The organism is Pseudomonas sp. CCI4.2 (assembly GCF_034350045.1).
In the GTDB taxonomy this organism is placed as follows: Bacteria; Pseudomonadota; Gammaproteobacteria; order Pseudomonadales; family Pseudomonadaceae; genus Aquipseudomonas.
Map to the genome: position 1 here is coordinate 3,947,346 of NZ_CP133781.1, position 17,195 is coordinate 3,964,540.

At 55.8% G+C, this 17,195-nt stretch carries 19 protein-coding genes and 1 pseudogene; 7 read left to right on the plus strand and 13 right to left on the minus strand.

Annotated elements, in window-relative coordinates; genetic code table 11:
* Positions 1-7: 7 nt before the first annotated feature.
* Positions 8-1,021, plus strand: a complete 1,014-nt coding sequence (locus RHM65_RS17980) for an ATP-binding protein (protein WP_322164570.1) — start codon at positions 8-10, stop codon at positions 1,019-1,021.
* Between the two features lie 20 nt (positions 1,022-1,041).
* On the plus strand, positions 1,042-1,701 hold the full coding sequence (locus tag RHM65_RS17985) for a vWA domain-containing protein (protein ID WP_416194804.1): 660 nt from the start codon (positions 1,042-1,044) through the stop codon (positions 1,699-1,701).
* 350 nt (positions 1,702-2,051) lie between these two features.
* On the opposite strand, the gene RHM65_RS17990 is transcribed toward RHM65_RS17985, so the two are convergent.
* Positions 2,052-2,318: a hypothetical protein gene (locus RHM65_RS17990; RefSeq protein WP_322164568.1), complete on the minus strand. Its 267-nt coding sequence runs from the start codon at positions 2,316-2,318 to the stop codon at positions 2,052-2,054.
* Positions 2,319-2,667: 349 nt separating this feature from the next.
* Here RHM65_RS17990 and RHM65_RS17995 point away from each other — a divergent pair, with 349 nt between their 5' ends.
* Positions 2,668-3,993, plus strand: a complete 1,326-nt coding sequence (locus RHM65_RS17995; RefSeq protein ID WP_322164567.1) for a sigma-54 dependent transcriptional regulator — start codon at positions 2,668-2,670, stop codon at positions 3,991-3,993.
* Between the two features lie 60 nt (positions 3,994-4,053).
* On the opposite strand, the gene RHM65_RS18000 is transcribed toward RHM65_RS17995, so the two are convergent.
* The 10 genes and pseudogenes from RHM65_RS18000 to RHM65_RS25425 form a co-directional block, all read right to left on the minus strand.
* Entirely contained in the window at positions 4,054-5,355 is a 1,302-nt protein-coding gene (locus RHM65_RS18000; RefSeq protein ID WP_322164566.1) for a hypothetical protein, read from the minus strand.
* A 47-nt stretch (positions 5,356-5,402) separates the two neighbouring features.
* Entirely contained in the window at positions 5,403-6,149 is a 747-nt protein-coding gene (locus RHM65_RS18005; protein ID WP_322164565.1) for a hypothetical protein, read from the minus strand.
* A gap of 48 nt (positions 6,150-6,197) precedes the next feature.
* Complete coding sequence (locus tag RHM65_RS18010; RefSeq protein WP_322164564.1) at positions 6,198-6,878, minus strand: C39 family peptidase; 681 nt, start codon at positions 6,876-6,878, stop codon at positions 6,198-6,200.
* 71 nt (positions 6,879-6,949) lie between these two features.
* Positions 6,950-7,900, minus strand: a complete 951-nt coding sequence (locus tag RHM65_RS18015) for a heme utilization protein (RefSeq protein WP_322164563.1) — start codon at positions 7,898-7,900, stop codon at positions 6,950-6,952.
* 63 nt (positions 7,901-7,963) lie between these two features.
* Positions 7,964-8,542: an adhesin gene (locus RHM65_RS18020; protein WP_322164562.1), complete on the minus strand. Its 579-nt coding sequence runs from the start codon at positions 8,540-8,542 to the stop codon at positions 7,964-7,966.
* Positions 8,539-8,982: a hypothetical protein gene (locus RHM65_RS18025; RefSeq protein WP_322164561.1), complete on the minus strand. Its 444-nt coding sequence runs from the start codon at positions 8,980-8,982 to the stop codon at positions 8,539-8,541. Before RHM65_RS18025 ends, RHM65_RS18020 begins: the two co-directional genes overlap by 4 nt.
* Before the next feature lie 333 nt (positions 8,983-9,315).
* A complete protein-coding gene (locus tag RHM65_RS18030) occupies positions 9,316-9,843 on the minus strand; it encodes an AAA family ATPase (RefSeq protein ID WP_322164560.1) in 528 nt (175 codons plus the stop codon).
* Positions 9,840-10,403 (minus strand): nicotinamide riboside transporter PnuC, encoded by a 564-nt coding sequence (gene pnuC / locus RHM65_RS18035; RefSeq protein ID WP_322164559.1) that lies wholly within the window; start codon positions 10,401-10,403, stop codon positions 9,840-9,842. Before pnuC ends, RHM65_RS18030 begins: the two co-directional genes overlap by 4 nt.
* 153 nt (positions 10,404-10,556) lie before the next feature.
* Positions 10,557-11,408: a methyl-accepting chemotaxis protein gene (locus tag RHM65_RS25420; RefSeq protein ID WP_416195072.1), complete on the minus strand. Its 852-nt coding sequence runs from the start codon at positions 11,406-11,408 to the stop codon at positions 10,557-10,559.
* 15 nt (positions 11,409-11,423) lie between these two features.
* Positions 11,424-12,233: pseudogene (locus tag RHM65_RS25425) on the minus strand (cache domain-containing protein); the annotation flags it as partial.
* Positions 12,234-12,451: 218 nt separating this feature from the next.
* On the opposite strand from RHM65_RS25425, the gene RHM65_RS18045 reads away from it, so the two are divergent.
* Complete coding sequence (locus RHM65_RS18045) at positions 12,452-13,282, plus strand: undecaprenyl-diphosphate phosphatase (RefSeq protein WP_322164556.1); 831 nt, start codon at positions 12,452-12,454, stop codon at positions 13,280-13,282.
* A gap of 12 nt (positions 13,283-13,294) precedes the next feature.
* Positions 13,295-13,717: a DUF1294 domain-containing protein gene (locus RHM65_RS18050; RefSeq protein WP_322164555.1), complete on the plus strand. Its 423-nt coding sequence runs from the start codon at positions 13,295-13,297 to the stop codon at positions 13,715-13,717.
* On the opposite strand, the gene RHM65_RS18055 is transcribed toward RHM65_RS18050, so the two are convergent.
* Together RHM65_RS18055 and RHM65_RS18060 are read right to left on the minus strand one after the other, a co-directional pair.
* Positions 13,711-14,061, minus strand: a complete 351-nt coding sequence (locus RHM65_RS18055) for an MmcQ/YjbR family DNA-binding protein (RefSeq protein ID WP_322170963.1) — start codon at positions 14,059-14,061, stop codon at positions 13,711-13,713. The two genes, RHM65_RS18050 and RHM65_RS18055, sit on opposite strands and share 7 nt — an antisense overlap.
* A gap of 18 nt (positions 14,062-14,079) precedes the next feature.
* Complete coding sequence (locus RHM65_RS18060) at positions 14,080-15,000, minus strand: LysR substrate-binding domain-containing protein (protein WP_322164554.1); 921 nt, start codon at positions 14,998-15,000, stop codon at positions 14,080-14,082.
* 127 nt (positions 15,001-15,127) lie between these two features.
* Between RHM65_RS18060 and RHM65_RS18065 the strand changes: the two genes are divergently transcribed.
* Together RHM65_RS18065 and RHM65_RS18070 are read left to right on the plus strand one after the other, a co-directional pair.
* Positions 15,128-15,739: an FMN-dependent NADH-azoreductase gene (locus tag RHM65_RS18065; RefSeq protein ID WP_322164553.1), complete on the plus strand. Its 612-nt coding sequence runs from the start codon at positions 15,128-15,130 to the stop codon at positions 15,737-15,739.
* A gap of 368 nt (positions 15,740-16,107) precedes the next feature.
* Entirely contained in the window at positions 16,108-17,148 is a 1,041-nt protein-coding gene (locus RHM65_RS18070) for a dienelactone hydrolase (RefSeq protein ID WP_322170960.1), read from the plus strand.
* Positions 17,149-17,195: the final 47 nt, after the last annotated feature.

Sequence of the window (17,195 nt, forward strand, 5' to 3'; positions counted from 1 at the left end):
ATTGTCCATGAGCGATATCCCGCATTTCCCCCTCGCGGCAGTGGTGGGCGCCGACGAACTCAAGTTGGCCCTGTGCTTAACAGCCATCGACCCGAGAATCGGCGGCGTGCTGATCGAAGGGCCCCGAGGCATGGCCAAATCGACCCTTGCCCGTGGGTTGGCCGATCTGCTGGCCAGCGGGCAATTCGTCACGCTGCCGTTGGGTGCGACCGAGGAGCGGCTGGTCGGGACATTGGACCTGGACGCTGCATTGAGTGAGGGGCGGGCACAGTTTTCACCGGGCGTTCTGGCCAAGGCCGACGGCGGAGTGTTGTACGTCGATGAAGTCAATCTGCTGCCAGATCCCCTGGTTGATTTGTTGCTCGACGTCGCCGCCAGTGGCGTCAACGTTGTGGAGCGCGACGGTATCTCCCACCGTCATTCTGCGCGTTTCGTGTTGATTGGCACCATGAACCCTGCAGAAGGTGAGTTACGCCCACAGCTACTGGACCGCTTTGGCTTGAACGTAGCCCTTAGTGGGCAGACCGCGCCGGCCGAGCGTGGGCAGATTATCCGTCGACGTCTGGATTTCGATAACGACCCCGTGGCCTTTTGCGCTGCGTGGGAGACCCAGCAAGAAGCGCTGAAACAGCGCTGCGAGCAGGCCCGGGCGCTGCTACCGACCATTGCGCTGGACGACAACGCCCTGGCGCAGATCACCGAGCGCTGTTTCGAGGCCGGCGTTGATGGCATGCGGGCGGATCTGGTTTGGTTACGGGCAGCGCGCGCCCATGCGGCGTGGCGAGGGGCATGGGAAATCGTCGACGAGGACATCAACGCAGTGGCGGAATTTGCCCTACGTCACCGGCGCCGTAATCCACCGCCGCCGAACGAGGCCACTGCACCGCCCGTCACGGATCAGTCTCCCAACGAACAACCTGACGACACGCGTGACGGCCAGGGCAATTGGGGAGCATTACCTGCGCAAGCCGTGCCCGTCGGCCAGCGCCGTGAAGTGCCGAGCTGGCCAAAAAAGCCGTAGGCATCCGCCCTCGTTTAGCGCTGGGGGCGGATGCCACCCCCCGCCCCGGCAGCCTGATCGGCGGCAAACGCGGCGCTGCGCGGAACGGCGTCGACGGCGCAGTTCGCTGGGTACCGACCCTGTTACGGGGTCGCCCGCGTACCCGAAAAGACCTGATTCGCATGCCGCGCAGCAGCCAGCCTCAGGAATTGTGGTTGGTCATCGTCGACGCCTCGGCCTCTACTCGACGTCATCACGCGCTGAGTCAGGCCAAAGGGTTATTAAGCCAGTTGTTCGATGACGCCTACCGCCGCCGCGTGCGCCTGGCGCTGTTGACAGCCAGTGGTGACTCACCGCGCTGGCAGCATCAAGGCCTAAAAGCCCCAGCCGGTTTGAAGCCGTGGTTGGACGACTTGGGGGCGGGGGGCGGCACCCCGCTTTTTGCTGCGTTGCAATTGGCTATTCATTGGCTGACCGTGCGGCAACAACAGCGTCCGAACGAGCAACAACGGGTTTTAGTACTGACTGATGGCCGTGTGAAAGATATGCCGGTGATGGCCAAGCTCGAATGCCCCAGTGTGTTGATTGATATTGAATCCGGGCCAATAAGGTTGGGAAGGGCGTTGCAACTGGCGTCGGCGCTAGGGGCGGATTATTGCCACATTGATGCGTTGTCGATAAAGGGCATATTTGCGTGGTAATAAGTGGTGTGTCAGATGGGACGTCTCGCCATAATTTTGTAGGAGCTGCGGAAGGCTGCGATAAGATTTCTCTGCGCCTACCCTTTCTTATCTGCCGAAGTTTCTGTGGGAGTTGGCTTGCCAACGAAAGCGTCAATGCAGGCGACCCAAATTTCAGGTTGGCATCAGCGGCGCGATGACGGGACTCTTCGCAGGCAAGCCTGCTCCCACAGTATCTTCTGCTGCTGTCCTGTGTTTGCTGCGCGACAGCGCGTCGTCGAAGACGTGGCGGACTCTCCTACAGTTCTCGGGCGATCCCTATAAAACCTGTAGGAGCCAACGTGTTAGCGATGCGTTGGACTTGAAGCGCCTCAAACCGGCATCGACCACGGCATCAATCTGTACCCCCCCTGCCTGATCTCAGCCCGCACCTGTTCCAACAGTCGTTCCAACTGCGCAGGGTCGCAATAAACGCTGCTGGGGATTCGTTGTCGGCCAATGCTGTTATTCGTGCGGTCAATGACCGTCAAATTAAGTTCGCCGTTACCGTCTTGCGGGGCCCAGGCGACGCATTGAAAAGGTTCGAATGCATGACCCGCGATCAAAAGTGCTTCGTTAAAGCGCAATGGGGCGTTCATGAGGGTTCCTCTCTGTGTCCTGAATAGTTCATTCACCGTCGATGGGCTTACCGTTCGGCTGGTTCCTTTTACTGATGATCTCAGCGTCGGGTTAAGTCACAACCCCTTGTAAAAAAATTAATAATCCAGTGTTTCATCGGTGAGCGCCTGTGGCTGGGGATCTCCGGGCAGTACGCGATATGAAACAACCGGCTTCCTGTCATTACCGAGTTAATTCATTAGTGGTTTTAGTTAGGAAAAATATAGCTAAACAATATAAGCGCGCGTCAATGTTTTGCTAGTGTTACAGCCGGGCTTGCCAACTTACTGTTTCTAAAAGAGTTATAAAATCTGGCGTCAAGGAATCTCTATGCAAGAATCGGCTCCACTGCGTCGCCTGTTAGTTGTTGATCCCTGCGACGATTGTCATCGATTGATCCCCGCGCTACGCGATGCTGGGTGGGGTGTAGATAGCAGCACCTTGGAGTTGGCGGTTGAACGTTCCTGTGATGTGGGCTTGCTTCGGCTATTGCCTTATCACGTCGAACACCCGGAAGCGGTCAAGGATTTGATCACCCGCAGTCACACCGAATGGATCGCCGTGGTCAGTCCTGAAGACCTCCGGCGCCAGCAGTTCGGTGATTTCGTCTGCGAATGGTTTTTTGATTTTCATACCTTGCCGTTCGATGTTTCCCGCGTTCAGGTCACCCTTGGGCGTGCCTACGGCATGGCACGTTTGCGTGGACAGGGAGCGGTTCAAGTTCGAGAACTCGAACATGAACTGCTGGGGGAAAGCCGGCCGATCCGTGAACTGCGCAAATTACTGAGCAAACTGGCGCCCACCGAATCGCCGGTATTGATTCGTGGCGAAAGTGGCACGGGCAAAGAGTTAGTCGCTCGCACCTTGCACCAGCAGTCCCACCGCAAAGGCAAACCTTTTGTGGCGATCAACTGCGGCGCGATTCCTGAGCACCTTATTCAGTCCGAGCTGTTCGGTCACGAAAAAGGCGCGTTCACAGGGGCCCATCAACGCAAGATCGGCCGCATCGAAGCCGCCAATGGCGGCACGTTGTTTCTCGATGAAATTGGCGACTTACCCTTGGAGTTGCAAGCCAACTTGTTGCGCTTTCTTCAGGAAAAACACATTGAGCGCGTGGGCGGTCGTGAACCTATCTCGGTCGATGTTCGGGTGTTGGCGGCGACCCATGTGGACCTCGAAGCGGCCATTGCGTTAGGCCGGTTTCGCGAAGATTTGTATTACCGGTTAAATGTCCTGCAAGTGGGCACCGCACCGTTGCGTGAGCGCCACGGTGATTTGGCGATGCTGGCCAACCATTTTGCGCACTTTTATAGCCAGGAAACAGGCCGTCGTCCGCGTAACTTTAGTCAGGATGCGCTGGTGGCCATGGGCAAACATGACTGGCCGGGCAACGTTCGTGAACTGGCAAACCGGGTTCGTCGTGGGCTGGTGTTGGCTGAAGGTCGACAAATCGAAGCAGTTGATTTGGGGCTGGTGGGCCAGCATGAAGTGATCAGCACCATGGGCACGCTGGATGACTATAAGTCCCGGGCCGAACGTCAGGCACTGTGTGACGTACTCACACGGCACAGCGATAACCTCAGTGTGGCCGCCAAGGTATTGGGCGTGTCGAGGCCGACTTTTTACCGGTTGCTGCATAAACATCAGATTCGTTGAAGCCTACAGGTCGTAAACAAAAAGCCCGCGATGATCGCGGGCTTTTCATGTAAGCCATCTTTAGAAGTAGTACGGGAATTTAACGCTGAAGGTGAAGTCCGGTGCGTCAGAGGTGAGGCCCACGGAAAGGTTAGGCACGATGGTCAGTTTGTCTGAGACCGCGAGGGTCATGCCGATGTTGAAGTAACCGGCGTTAGCATCGCTGTTGCTGATAGTTTGCCAGCCTGCGCCATCCTGATTGACCTTGCTTTTCATCGCGATCAAATCAGACACCGAGAACGACATGCTCATTTTTTCGTTCAGGGCGAACGCAATGCCTGCGCCTATTTGGAACGTATCGCCCAGCTTGACCTTGCCCGGCACTTTAATGCCTTCGGTAGGGCTGATGTCGCCGAACGAATCTTGCAGGTTGTAGGTGTAAGCAATGCTGCCAAACAGCACGGCAGGGTCAATGGTTTTAACCAGCGACAGGCCCGGCGTCACCGACCATAGGCCGTTGCCAGTCGGCAGGCTTTCGGGTGTCGAGAGGTTGTCGTTTTGGCTGGAGCGTTGCAGTTTGATGCCATACGGGTCTTTGCCCGTGGGCGCCTTGACCCGGAAGGTAAAGATCGCGTCGGGCCTGTTGGCGGTTTCATCGAGGAATTTATACGCCACCCCGAAGTTGATGTCCCCCACGGTCGGATTGCGTTTGACGTCGACTTCGGAGATGGCGGTGGACGAGTTGCCAGCCCCCGCTGAGGAGTAGGTGGTGTCGCGATAGATGACCGGAACGTTGAGGTCGAACTGCCAACGTTGATCAAAGTTATAACGGCCGGTCAAGTCCAAGGTCCAGTTGTCAGCCTTGACTTGATCGACGCCGATGCTGCCGAGGAAGATTGAATCCAGCGCCAGGAAGCCATTGAGGATCAATTGGTGCGTGTCGTAGTGGGTATAGGTAAGGCCGGTCTCCAGGCTGAAAGTGCCGCCGCCGAAAAACCCGCTGGCCTCGTCATACAGGTTGGTCACGCTTTGCGCCGGTGCCGAATCGTCTTTCAGCGATTGCCCATACGAACTGCTGGAGGCTGATGTGCCGGGCGCGCGGGCGTCGCTGCTGGCGGTGGACACGGTGCTGCCGTTGTTGGCCGGTGTGGCCGGTGAACGAACCAGCCGTTTGGGTTGCGGCGTAGCGGGTTGGTCTTCGACCTGGCGAACCCGTTGTTCCAGCACCATTAAGGCTTTTTGCTGAACGTCGTAACGTTGTTTCAGTTCCAGAAGTTCCTGTTTCAGTGTGTCGACATCGGCATCTGTTGCCGCCTGAATAAAGGTCGCTGGCAATAGTGCACTTAAACAAACAACCGCGCGAAACGAGAACGATCGGGACATAGTTTTTAGCCTTCCATGAGTGTCTTTTTTATGAGACAGAGCGTAGTTCAATAACCCAGGGATCGGAGCCCCTTTAATTGCTCAAGGTTATTATTTAATGAACCGGCGGAAGGGAGATCGTTTCGTAGCACAACATTGAGTTGCGTCAAGTTTTGAACCTGATTTCCAGCGCCGATCAGATTGACTGCTTGGCTCACACCACCCGCGGCAATACGTTGCAAAGCATCCCCCTGATTATTAGCGGCCTGGATGGCTAACTGCACGCCACCGTTGACTGACGATACCGACAACGCACCGGCGCCATTCGCTGTGCTGAGGGTTGTTCCGCTGTTTAAGAGTTCGCCCTGATGGGTTGCAATACTGGGCACTTGTCCGTTTTGCTGGACGTTAATATCGACGGTGTTATTGGCGCTGTTGCTGTCACCCGCCGTTCGGGTGCTTTGCGCCACGCCTTGAACAGTGTTCAAACCGGCACCGCCAGTGATAGAACCGCTGCCGATTACCGGCGTAGAACCATCACCTTTTTGATTGATAAGCGAAACGTAGAATTGAGGCTTGATAGTATTTTGTTGGACTTGCAGTGTTGTTTTTGCCCCCAGCACATCGCCCGCGGCGTTTTGCCAGGTGCTGGTCATGGTCATTCCGAAATAAACAATTCGGTCCGGCATGACATAACGCCCGCGCAATTGGGACAGTTCCTGGTCTTTAAGTTCGATGGGTTGAAATAATGACGAGGCGTGCGTGGGTAAACTAGCGGCCAGGCAAGCGGCGGCTAACCACTGGTGCATGTTCATGTGCGGCTCCCGGTGCTGTTTTTATTATTGGTAAATCATCAAGTGTTTTTAAAAGAAATCACTTTTCATAAAGCCAAAATCCAACAACTCAGCATCCCGCACCGGTTTAAAGGTGTCCAACCGACCCTTGGCAGTCACCGGCAGAGGAGGATCCAGTAAGGCGTTATTCTTGTCATACCCTGGGCCAATAACCGCGAAAATGATGCCGTTCCAACCTTTTGCAAAATCCTCGCGGGAATAACGCTTGTGACCCAATACCGGATCGCCGATATAGACCCACTCTTTTTGCGCTTTTTGCATGACTACAAAGTGCTTGTAACCGCGAATATCCATCAGCACTACTACCGGGATGGTCAGGCGATCCAGGCTGTCTGCTGGAATGCGGTAACCGCGCGCGCGCATACCGATGCTTTCTACATAGCGTTTCATGTCGAGCATTGAGAAGCCCTGAGTGCGCACCAGTTTCTGGTCCGCGGTCACGAGCATGCCCTCAATCAGTTGGTTTTCCGTGACATCCAGCCAATAGGCTTGACGCAATACTGTGGCCAGTGCGGCAGCGCCACAGCTGAAATCAGTTTTTTGTTCGACCAAATCGCTAAAACGACGTTCTCGAATGCTTTGAACGTGCTTATACACAAGGTTCGCTCCGGGCAACCCTGGGACCGCCATTTGGCCGGCCTGGGTCAGCCCCGCCAGAAATAACAAGCAGAAAAGGGCGCTGCTGCGCATGGTTTAAGCCTCTGCATTGTGCAGCTGGAAAAAAGGGGGCTCTCCAGGAGAGCCCCCGTTCAGCGTTGCCTTTACATGCAGGCTTTGCAGCCCGCCGCGATGGACAGCGAGTTGCTTTGTTGGTTGCCGATGCCAGCCGCCACGTTGGCGCCGACGTTGCCCGACACGTTGTTCAACGAATTGCTCAACGATGCGCTGTTGGTCACAGGGTTGGCCCAACCACTTGGGGTCAATACCTGATAAGTCGCCACGCCGCTCAGCTCAACAGTGCCGCTTTCGGTGAAGGCCAGTTTGTCTTTGGTGCTGCGTTCGCCACCCCAGCCACCGTGCTCATTATTAGCCACGGTGCCTTCGCCTTTGCCCTTGTAGGTACCGGTGACGTCAACGGTGTCTTTCAGGGTGACTTTGTCAAAGGTCTGAGTTGCGTAGTTGCCCACGGAAGTGGCGCTGGAGGTCTGGTTAGCCGACGCCGATGCCGACGCAACACGACCGCCAGATACCGCGATGGCCAGGTTGTTTTTCTGTTGGTTGTAGTCGCCAGAAGTGACGTTCACTCCCACGTTACCCGAGCTGCTATTGGCCGAGTTGCTGAGCGACGCGTTGCTGTGAGTGGAGTAGTTGCCCACTGCGTTACCGGTGTTGGTCTGGGTCGCGCTGGTCGCCGAAATAGCGCTGCCGAAAATGAAGCTTTCGTCAGCGGTTGCGATGGCCGCAGCGTTGTCCTGTTGGTTCGCGTCGCCGCCCGCGACGTTGATCCCCAAGTTGCCATTGGCGTTAGAGGCCGAACCTTCGACGGTCGCATTGTTTTGCGTGCCTTGGTTAAGGACAGTGTTGTCATGGCTGCTCTGTGAATCCATCACGGTGGCTGCGGAACCGGCATTAACGAGCAGGCTCAGCAGAGGGCTTGGATCGTTATCATTTCCACGATGGTCGTTGCTGCCGTGTTCAGCCGCTTGAGCGGCTACTGCGAGGACTGCTGCCAGTGCAAAAACCAAAGGCTTAATTGCCATTGTAGGTTTCATGGTGTTTCTCCATTTTTATTAGATAGCTAAGTGTTGGGACCTTTGCTGCGGTTTACCGCTGGGTCAGTTCGAGACCCGGACGCTCAGGGCGTTGATCGATTGATTTCCCACCCCGGCGCTCTGGTTCAATTGAACGACCCCCCGACTACCGGTGAAGGCCTGATCGCTGGTAGCGACCTGGCGATTGCCGGGGGAATGTTCAGATGAACCGGAGCCTTGCAACAGCGCCACGTTTTGCTGTGACAGGGCGCTGTCGTCGATGCTTTGCGGCTGAACACTGATGCTCAGGCGCACGGCGTTGATTTGTTGGTTGTTGGCGCCGGAGGACTGGTTGACCCCCAGAATCCCGTCGCCATTGCTGAAAGCGTTGCTTTCGATAACGGATCGCGCATCCCGTGCAGGGTCGGCGCGGGTGCTGATTTGCTGACGGTATTGGCCGGTGGATTGCGCCTGCGTGCCAATAGCGATGGCGCGGCCGTTTACTTGTTGCTGTTGATCGCCGGCCGCTTGGTTGACCGAAACATTGCCTTGATAGCCTTGCCCGGTATTGCTGATGGCGGATTGGTCAACCACCGGACTGTTTGAGTCGGCAAGCGCCGCACAGGAGCAGAGCCATGCGCTAATCAGCAAAAAGCGGCTCATTTCATGTCTCCTGTCATCATTCGCAGCGGCGCCAAACCTTGTTGTACGGCGCTGGTCACTTGTCCGCCGATGCCGCCAGTGGATCCGCCCGAATGGCCTGCGTTAAGTCCGGGCAATCCACGGCCAAGCGCATCCGTACCGCGCAAACTTCCGCCGGGCATCATCAAGTGGGTAATAGTTGCGCCGCTGCTGACACTGGCAAAGTCGCCGTCAGATAATTCAGAACTGCCCACGGCCCCGAGAATTTGACTCGACGGGTTGGCACTGACAGTGGTGGGATTTGGATCAGGACGCATCACGGGACGGGTTGCAACGTGGGGCTGAACGGTGCGTTCAAGAACAATCTCACCGTTACCCGCAAAAGCAGAAAGATGCATGAATGTGCTACTGACGCAGCCCATCATTAGTAGGCTAAATACGCCTTTTTCGAAACGCCCCATGACCTTCTTCCTTGTGAGATGCGCTGGCCCTAATCAGCGATGCAAGGAGAGAGAGCAGGAGCTGTGCCGCTTTTGTTTAGTTGATGAAAATCAACGGATTAAGACGAGGTGTTGTGAAATTGAATTGCGCCTGTAACGGTGCTGATACAGATTCAAACGGATAGAAGGGGCGTTTACGCGCATCAGACCGACGGCAACACCTCAATGCGAGTGTTTCATTGGCTTAACACATAAAGGCATTTTGATAGCGGAGCTGTCTGGGACAGGCGGTTGTGTGATTTATGTGTATCAGCAGCGGACACTTCACTCGAAGTTTTGCGCTTTTTGAAGACTTTATACGCGGTCCAGGAGTTGGCTGATCGCAATAAAGGCCTGTCGTTCGCGGGACGTCCAATCACCCCCTATGACCTGGTACGGCTGAGCGTGTTTTTTGAGCCACTGCTGACTGGCGTCAAAAAACCTTTGGCGATCATTTAAATCCGGCTGGCAGCGCTGGCCATCGCTGACCCATTCAGACCCCTCAGCCGCCAGCAACAGGTGTAAATCGTAGCGGCGAAGCAATAGTTGTGGCTCAAGCCAAGCGGGGCAATCGCCAAACAGCGTCTGGCTCCACAGCATGTTGTTTAACAAGTGGGTATCGAGGATCAACAATGTCGACTCTGTGGCCCGCGCGGCGTCTTCCCACGCCAATTGACCTTGGGCGATGGCGCTTATGTCGGCATAGCAGGTTTCACGCTGGGTTTCTTCAATGAAGTGGCGCACGTATTCGCCCACCACCTGACCGCCAAAGCGTGCCTGAATACGGGCCGCCAGCGAACTCTTGCCACTGGATTCTGGTCCTGACAATACGAGCACCTTCATCGGGCAAGCGCCGGATCGTTGCGCCACTCACGCCAGCCTTGAACCGCAATCAAAGTAAACAACGCGTACAGGGCCGCAGTGAGGTAGAGGTCTTTGTAGACAAAAAGGCTGACAAAAATCACATCCAGCACAATCCATAACGGCCAACATTGCACGCGCTTTTGCGCCATCCACACTTGCGCGACCAAGCTGAAACCGGTCAGCGTTGCATCCAGCCAAGGTTGAGCCGCGTCGGTGAAATACGCCATCGCAGCGCCCAATACCACGCTGACCAACCCGCCAATCACCAGGCTCATCAGCAGTGAACTCGTTGCCAGATAACTGACTGACCGCCCTGGGTGGGCTGAGTCACGACGTGTCCATTGCCACCAGCCGTACACTTGCAATACGGCATACACCACTTGCAACAGCATGTCCGAATACAGCTTCACTTCGAAAAACACCCACGTATACAGCAGCACCATGACCAAGCCGATGGGCCAGCACCAGCGATTCTGTTTCACCGTCAACCACACAGCAGTGACGCCTAGTGCGGCAGCGAACAGTTCAAGCCCGGACATGACAACTCCTTGGGACAGCGGGGATAAAGGCGCGGGGGATTGTAAGCGGGTTGGGGAATGGTGGGGAAGGAGAGGGTGTGAGCGCCCGCGCCCGGCGAGGTACGGGCGCTGCGTTAGGGGGAAGGCTAGTCCCGATAGGGGACTAGCGCAGGCCTAAACCCGGAACTGTCCCAACAACGTTTTCAAACGATCACTCAGCGTGCGCAATTGAACGCTGGCGGTGCTGGAGCGTTCTGCGGCATAGGCTGCGTCTTGCGACAAGCTTGCGGCTTGAGTGACGTTCTGGTTGATGTCTTCGACCACATGCGCCTGTTCCAACGTGGCGCTGGCAATCGAGGCATTCAAGCCATTGAGGTTACGCAACGCCTGGGTAATAGACGCCAGGCTCGCACCGGCCTGGTTGGCTTGGTCGATGGTCAACTGCGACGCATGGCTGCTGTCGCCGATCACTTTGACCGCCGCGTTGGAATGACCCTGCAAGCGTTCAATCATCGTCTGGATTTCAGCCGTTGATTTTTGTGTACGTTGTGCCAATAAGCGAACTTCATCCGCCACCACCGCAAAGCCGCGACCTTGTTCGCCGGCCCGCGCCGCTTCAATGGCTGCGTTTAGCGCCAGCAAGTTGGTCTGGTCAGCGATGGAACGGATGACCTCCAACACACTGCCAATCTGTGTGCTTTCAGCTGCCAGGGTTTGGATGACGGCCACGGCCTGGGTAATCGTATTGGACAAAAGATCGATCTGGCGCAAGCTGCTGTCGATGTTGACCTGGCCCTGTTTGGCTTGGTTTTCCGCGTCGCGCATTTCGCTGGCGGCCTGTTCGGCGTTTTTCGCTACGTCCTGAACGCCGTAGGTCACTTCGTTGATGGCGGTCGCCACAAGTTCCATCTGCTGCGATTGTTGCTGGCTATGGACTTGCGCCTGGCTGGCGCTGCTGCCCAGCTCGGTCGAGGCCAGACCCAGCGCCGACGAGGCATCCATCAACTGCTCAACCACGAGCTTCATTTTGGTAGTGAACGCATTGAAGTGGGTCGCGAGTTGCGTCACCTCGTCGCGTCCATGGGTGTCCAGGTTGCGGGTAAGGTCGCTTTCGCCGCTGGAAATATTCGCCATGGCGTCCACTGCGTCTTGTAACGGTCGGACGATGCTTCTGGAGATCAACACCACCAGCAACGCCATCAACACCGCAATGCTGAATCCGGCAATCGATGCTTTCCACACTTGCGCATAGAACTCGGCCTGCAAGTCATCAATGTACACACCTGAACCGACTACCCAACCCCACGGCTCGAATAGTTGAACGAAAGAAGTTTTTTCGACTGCGGTGCTTGAGCCTAGTTTTGGCCAGCGGTAATTCAGCGGACCTGCGCCTTTGCTTTTCGCGATGGCGACCATTTCATTGAAGATAAACACACCATCGGCGTCTTTGATCGCCGACAGGTCCTGGCCTTCGAGCTTTTGGTTGGCCGCGTGCATGATCATCACCGGACGCAAATCGTTGATCCAAAAGTACTCGCTCTGGTTATAGCGCAGCCCCCGCACGACGGCCTGTGCCTGTTGCTGCGCTTGATCGCGACTGAGCTTGCCTGCCGTTTCTTGATCGTGGAAATACGTAAGAATGCCGCTGACGGTTTCTACAAGATGATGAGTTTTTTCGGACTTTCCGGCATACAGGTCAGTGTGGATTTGCTTGAGCATCAACACGCCGAGCATAAATAGCATAAATACCGAGACCACTAAAATCAGCCAGAGACGGCGGCTGATCGACATACTGCGCAAGCTATTCATGAGGTTCCACTCCATAACGATTTGTTCTTGTTTTGCTGTCATGCAACCGCATCAGAGCATGCACTACATTGTTCACTGTACAGCGTCAATAACCTGTGTCTGACAGGATTTCGGCGCGGTAGGCCTAAACATGAGGGACTCACACCTTTTTCACGTATTAATGGTCACACTCTTAGTCCGATAGATATCGGACGTCGCGTACTCACTTCAATAGACATACTAAATAGGGCATGCCGAGCGCACTGCCCCATGGGGGAATGATGGATCTTTGGACCGCCGCACAAGCGACGATACTTGGGGTTGTTGAAGGGCTGACGGAGTTTCTGCCGATATCCAGTACGGGGCATCAGATCATCGTCGCCGACTTGATCGGCTTCGGTGGTGAACGGGCAATGGCGTTTAACATCATCATCCAGCTCGGGGCAATTCTGGCGGTGGTGTGGGAGTTTCGGCGCAAGATTCTCGATGTTGTCACTGGGCTGCCCAAGCAACGCGAAGCCCAGCGTTTTACCGTGAACCTGATTATTGCGGTGTTGCCCGCAGTCGTCTTGGGCATTATGTTTGCCGACTTGATTCACCAATACCTGTTCAACCCGATTACGGTCGCTACGGCGTTGGTTATCGGCGGCGTGGTCATGTTGTGGGCCGAGCGTCGCCAGCACGTGGTACATGCCGAGACCGTGGATGAAATGACCTGGGTCGACGCCTTGAAGGTGGGTTGCGCGCAATGCCTGGCGATGATTCCGGGCACGTCGCGCTCTGGTGCAACGATTATCAGCGGTTTGTTGTTCGGTCTTTCACGCAAGACCGCTACCGAGTTTTCGTTTTTCCTGGCCATGCCAACGATGGTAGGCGCCGCTATTTATTCGGGCTTTAAATATCGTCATCTGTTCCAGCCGGATGATTTTCCGGTGATTGCGGTTGGCTTTGTGGTGTCGTTTATTTTTGCCATGATCGCGGTCCGTGCGTTGTTGAAATACATCGCCAGTCACAGCTATGCGGCCTTTGCCTGGTACCGGATTGTCTTCGGCCTGTTGATCCTCGCCACCTGGAAGTTTGGCTGGATCGATTGGTCGTCGGTCTCGGCGTAAGGGACCATAAACATGGACCAGCGCGCTCAATCCCGCTCAGTGAAACGGCCGACACAGTATTTGCGAGTCAAGCTGTTTATCTTACTGGGATTGAGTGCGCTGCCGGTTTTCGGGGCGCTGTCGATGCTTATCGGCCGCGTCTCAGCGATCCCTGCGTGTCTTTATGGCGTGATGAGCGTGCTGACCTTCTTTCTCTACTGGCGAGACAAATCCCAGGCGCGGAATGAAGGATGGCGTACACCAGAAAAAGTCTTGCACGTTGTTGAGCTGCTGGGTGGTTGGCCGGGCGGTTTAGTTGCGCAGCAAATCTTGCGGCATAAAACCCGCAAAGTGTCTTATCAGGTGGTTTTTTGGCTCATCGTTGTAGCGCATGAGCTGTTCTGGCTTGATCGTCTGTTACTGGGCGGGCGTTTCCTGGCCAGACACCTTTACTGATCGAGCTTCAACCCAATCTGACGAATCTTCGGTAGCTTGCTGACCACTAACTGGTGAGAACGGGTCAGCAGTTCGCGCAGTTCATTGTCGCTGAGGGGGTAGGGTGGGGCGATGCTGACCCAATAAGCGCGGGCTAGATAAGGTGCCGGGCGAATGCCAGGGCGGTCGACATAACCAAGAAACAGCTCGGGCCCGATTTTGAACGATAAGCCCATGCCTGCGAGATCAAGCACCGCAAACATCTTGTTCTGCACCACGGAAAATACCCGGGTGCCCCCCCATTTATAATCTTCCCGAGCGCCCGGAAGGGTCATGCAAAACTGTGCAACCTGTTCTGAGGTCATCATGGTTATCCTTGATAATCAGCGTTGGAAACAGCCTTGCTCACCTGCATTATGGGCAAAGGCTGCGCTGATGTGATCGATCCACGCCCTTACCGCCGGCAGCGTACCGCGCCGTTGGGTATAAGCCGCCTGCAAATGCCCGCTGGGCAATGACCAGTCGGGCAGCAATTGAATCAGACGTCCATCGGCCAGTTCTTCGCGACAGTTCATCATTGGGAGCATGCTAAAACCCAGCCCTCTTAAGGCGGCGGTCTTTCGGATAGGGAAGTCATCGATGGCCAGCCGCGCGTCCATGGACATATCGCAACGCGTGCCGCTGGTGTGCACCAACTGATAATGAACCTTGCGATCCGCCTCAATGGCGCCCAGTACCGGGAGGCTGGATAAGTCTTGTGGCGTGCTGATGATTCGGTTGACCAGCAATGCAGGCGCCGCGACCAGTACGGCCGTTGTCGGAGCCAGGTTCCGGACAATCAGGCTTGGGTCTTCATCACCGATATCACGCACTCGTAACGCCACGTCGATGCCTTCGTTAACCAGATCAACTCGGCGGTTGACCAGCAGCATTTCCAGCTGAACTTGAGGGAAGCTGGCGACAAAATCACTGACCACGTTGGACAGTTCCCAGTGGACCAACCCCACCGGGCATGAAACCCTGAGCCGACCCCTGGGTTCGGCAGACAGCGAAGCCACCGCTTCATCGGCCATGTCTGCTTCGAGCAGCATCGCCTGGCAATGCTGAAGATAGCGTTCGCCCACGGCTGTTAGCGCCAATTTGCGCGTAGTGCGTTGCAGCAAGCTGGCATTGAGGCGAGTTTCCAGCTCCGCGATTCGCCGTGACAGGCGTGACTTGGGAATCCCCAAGACCCGCCCAGCCGCAGCGAAACCACCGGCTTCCACCACCTTCGCAAAGTAATACAGATCGTTAAGATCCTGCATCGGAAAACCTGACTGTTCTATGAGTGGGACGAACTATCGCATTTCTGCTGACTAATCAGCTATTACTTTGCACTGTAGGATGATCCGCACTTGGTCGCCCAGCGGCGATTCCTACTTGGAGAGCTTCATGAAACTTTTGCACCTCGATTCAAGCATTCTTGGCGACCACTCTGCTTCCCGCCAGCTCAGCCGTAGCGTCGTTCAGGCATGGAAAGCGGCTGAAACTGACGGCCAAGTGACCTACCGTGACCTGGCTCAAGACCCGCTGGGCCATTTCTCTGCCGCCACGCTGGCCGCAGGCGGCACACCGAGTGAAGCCCGCAACGCCGCTCAACTGGCTGAAGTCGATAACAACGAAGCGATTCTGCAAGAATTCCTGGCGGCAGACGTCGTGGTGATCGGTGCGCCGATGTACAACTTCAGCTTGCCGACCCAGCTGAAAGCCTGGATCGACCGCATCTCGGTTGCCGGCCGTACCTTTGCCTACGACGAGAACGGTCCAAAGGGCCTGTGCGCTGGCAAAAAAATCATCATCGTTTCAACGTCGGGCGGCCTGCATGTTGGCCAGCCGTCGAGCGTTGGTCACGAAGACTATCTAAGGCTGCTGTTTGCTTTCATCGGCATTACGGATATTCAATTCGTCTTCGCTCACGGTTTGGCCTACGGTGAAGAACCCCGTGCCAACGCTATGACCGCCGCAGAAAAACAGATCAACGAAACTCTGTTTGCCGTTGCGTAATAGCGTCATCGCTTAATAACACTGCTGCCAAAAAACTCCACAGTCCGCGCTGTCAAGCGAGGAGCCTGTGGAGTTTTTGCGTTTAGCGCCATTTGTCGGCTGATTTGCGACCGATCATCAATCTTGACGGAGAACTGACAGGTAACTCGTTGTCATTAGCAGTAAGATCGCCCTATCAGCGCTGATGTGAAAATTATGTCGGCAACTTTAAAACTTAATTTCAAGCGTTTGGCCCGGCTTATGCATTATTTGTCTGGCAGCTACTCTTAACTTAGTCAGCGCGAACAGCGTTAAACGGTGCGGAGCGCGGAAACTCGCAGCGGACTGCACACGTGGATGATATGGATCAACAAAGGTGGGGCCTGGCGATGGTGCGTCTTTGTGCGGTGTTAGTGATTTGCCTCTTTACAAGCCTGATTTCGGTGCAAGCCGAAGCAGCTGAATATTTGAGCGCGGGCTTTCATCGGCTGACGTTCCTTGATCCCTTGGATCTCCAGCCGATGCAGGCAATTGCCTTCTATCCTTCCACCGCCGAAAAGAAGACCCACCGGGTCGACGGGTACTTGGTAGAAGCGACTGAAGACGCTGATATCGCCATGGGTCGATTCCCGATGCTGATGCTGTCCCACGGTAATACCGGGACGCCTCTGGCCCTGCATGACCTGGCCACGTCTTTGGCCCGAAAAGGGTTCGTTGTGGTCGCCGTGATTCATCCTGGCGACAACTACCTTGACCACAGCCGTCTGGGCAGCCTGAGTAATCTTTACGGGCGGCCATTGCAGATTTCCGAAGCAATCACCGCCGCGCTGGCCGATCCAATGTTGTCCACGTATGTCGATGCTCAGCGAGTGGGCGTGATCGGTTATTCAGCCGGTGGCGAAACCGCGTTAATCCTCGCCGGGGCTCAACCTGATTTGCAGCGTCTGCGTAAATATTGTGCGGAGCGTCCGCAGGACAAAGATGCGTGCAAGACTCAAGGTGAATTGATTGTTGACCGGGATGATCTGCGCCCGGAGGCAGACCCACGGGTCGGAGCATTGATGCTGATGGCACCCCTGAGCTTAATGTTCGGCCGCCACGCGCTGGCCGAGGTGCATGTGCCGGTGTTGATGTACAGCGGCGACGGCGATCAATTGCTCGCACTGGACAAAAATGCTCAGGCATTGGCGCGCCAATTGCCCCAGGCGCCTGAATTCAAGCTGTTGCCGGGCGCTGGGCATTTTGTCTTCCTCGCACCGTGCACGGATGAGCAGCAAGCGACCCAAGCGATTTTGTGTACCGATGCTGAAGGCGTAGACCGGTTGGACATTCATCGCAACTTGACGGCCGACGCCGTACGGTTCTTTGGTGAAACCATAGGGCAGCCGAGTCAGGAAGGTATGCAGACGGCGCATCAGGAACAGGAATAATCAAGGTCCTTCAAGCTGATCGCAGCCTTCGGCAGCTCCTACAGAAA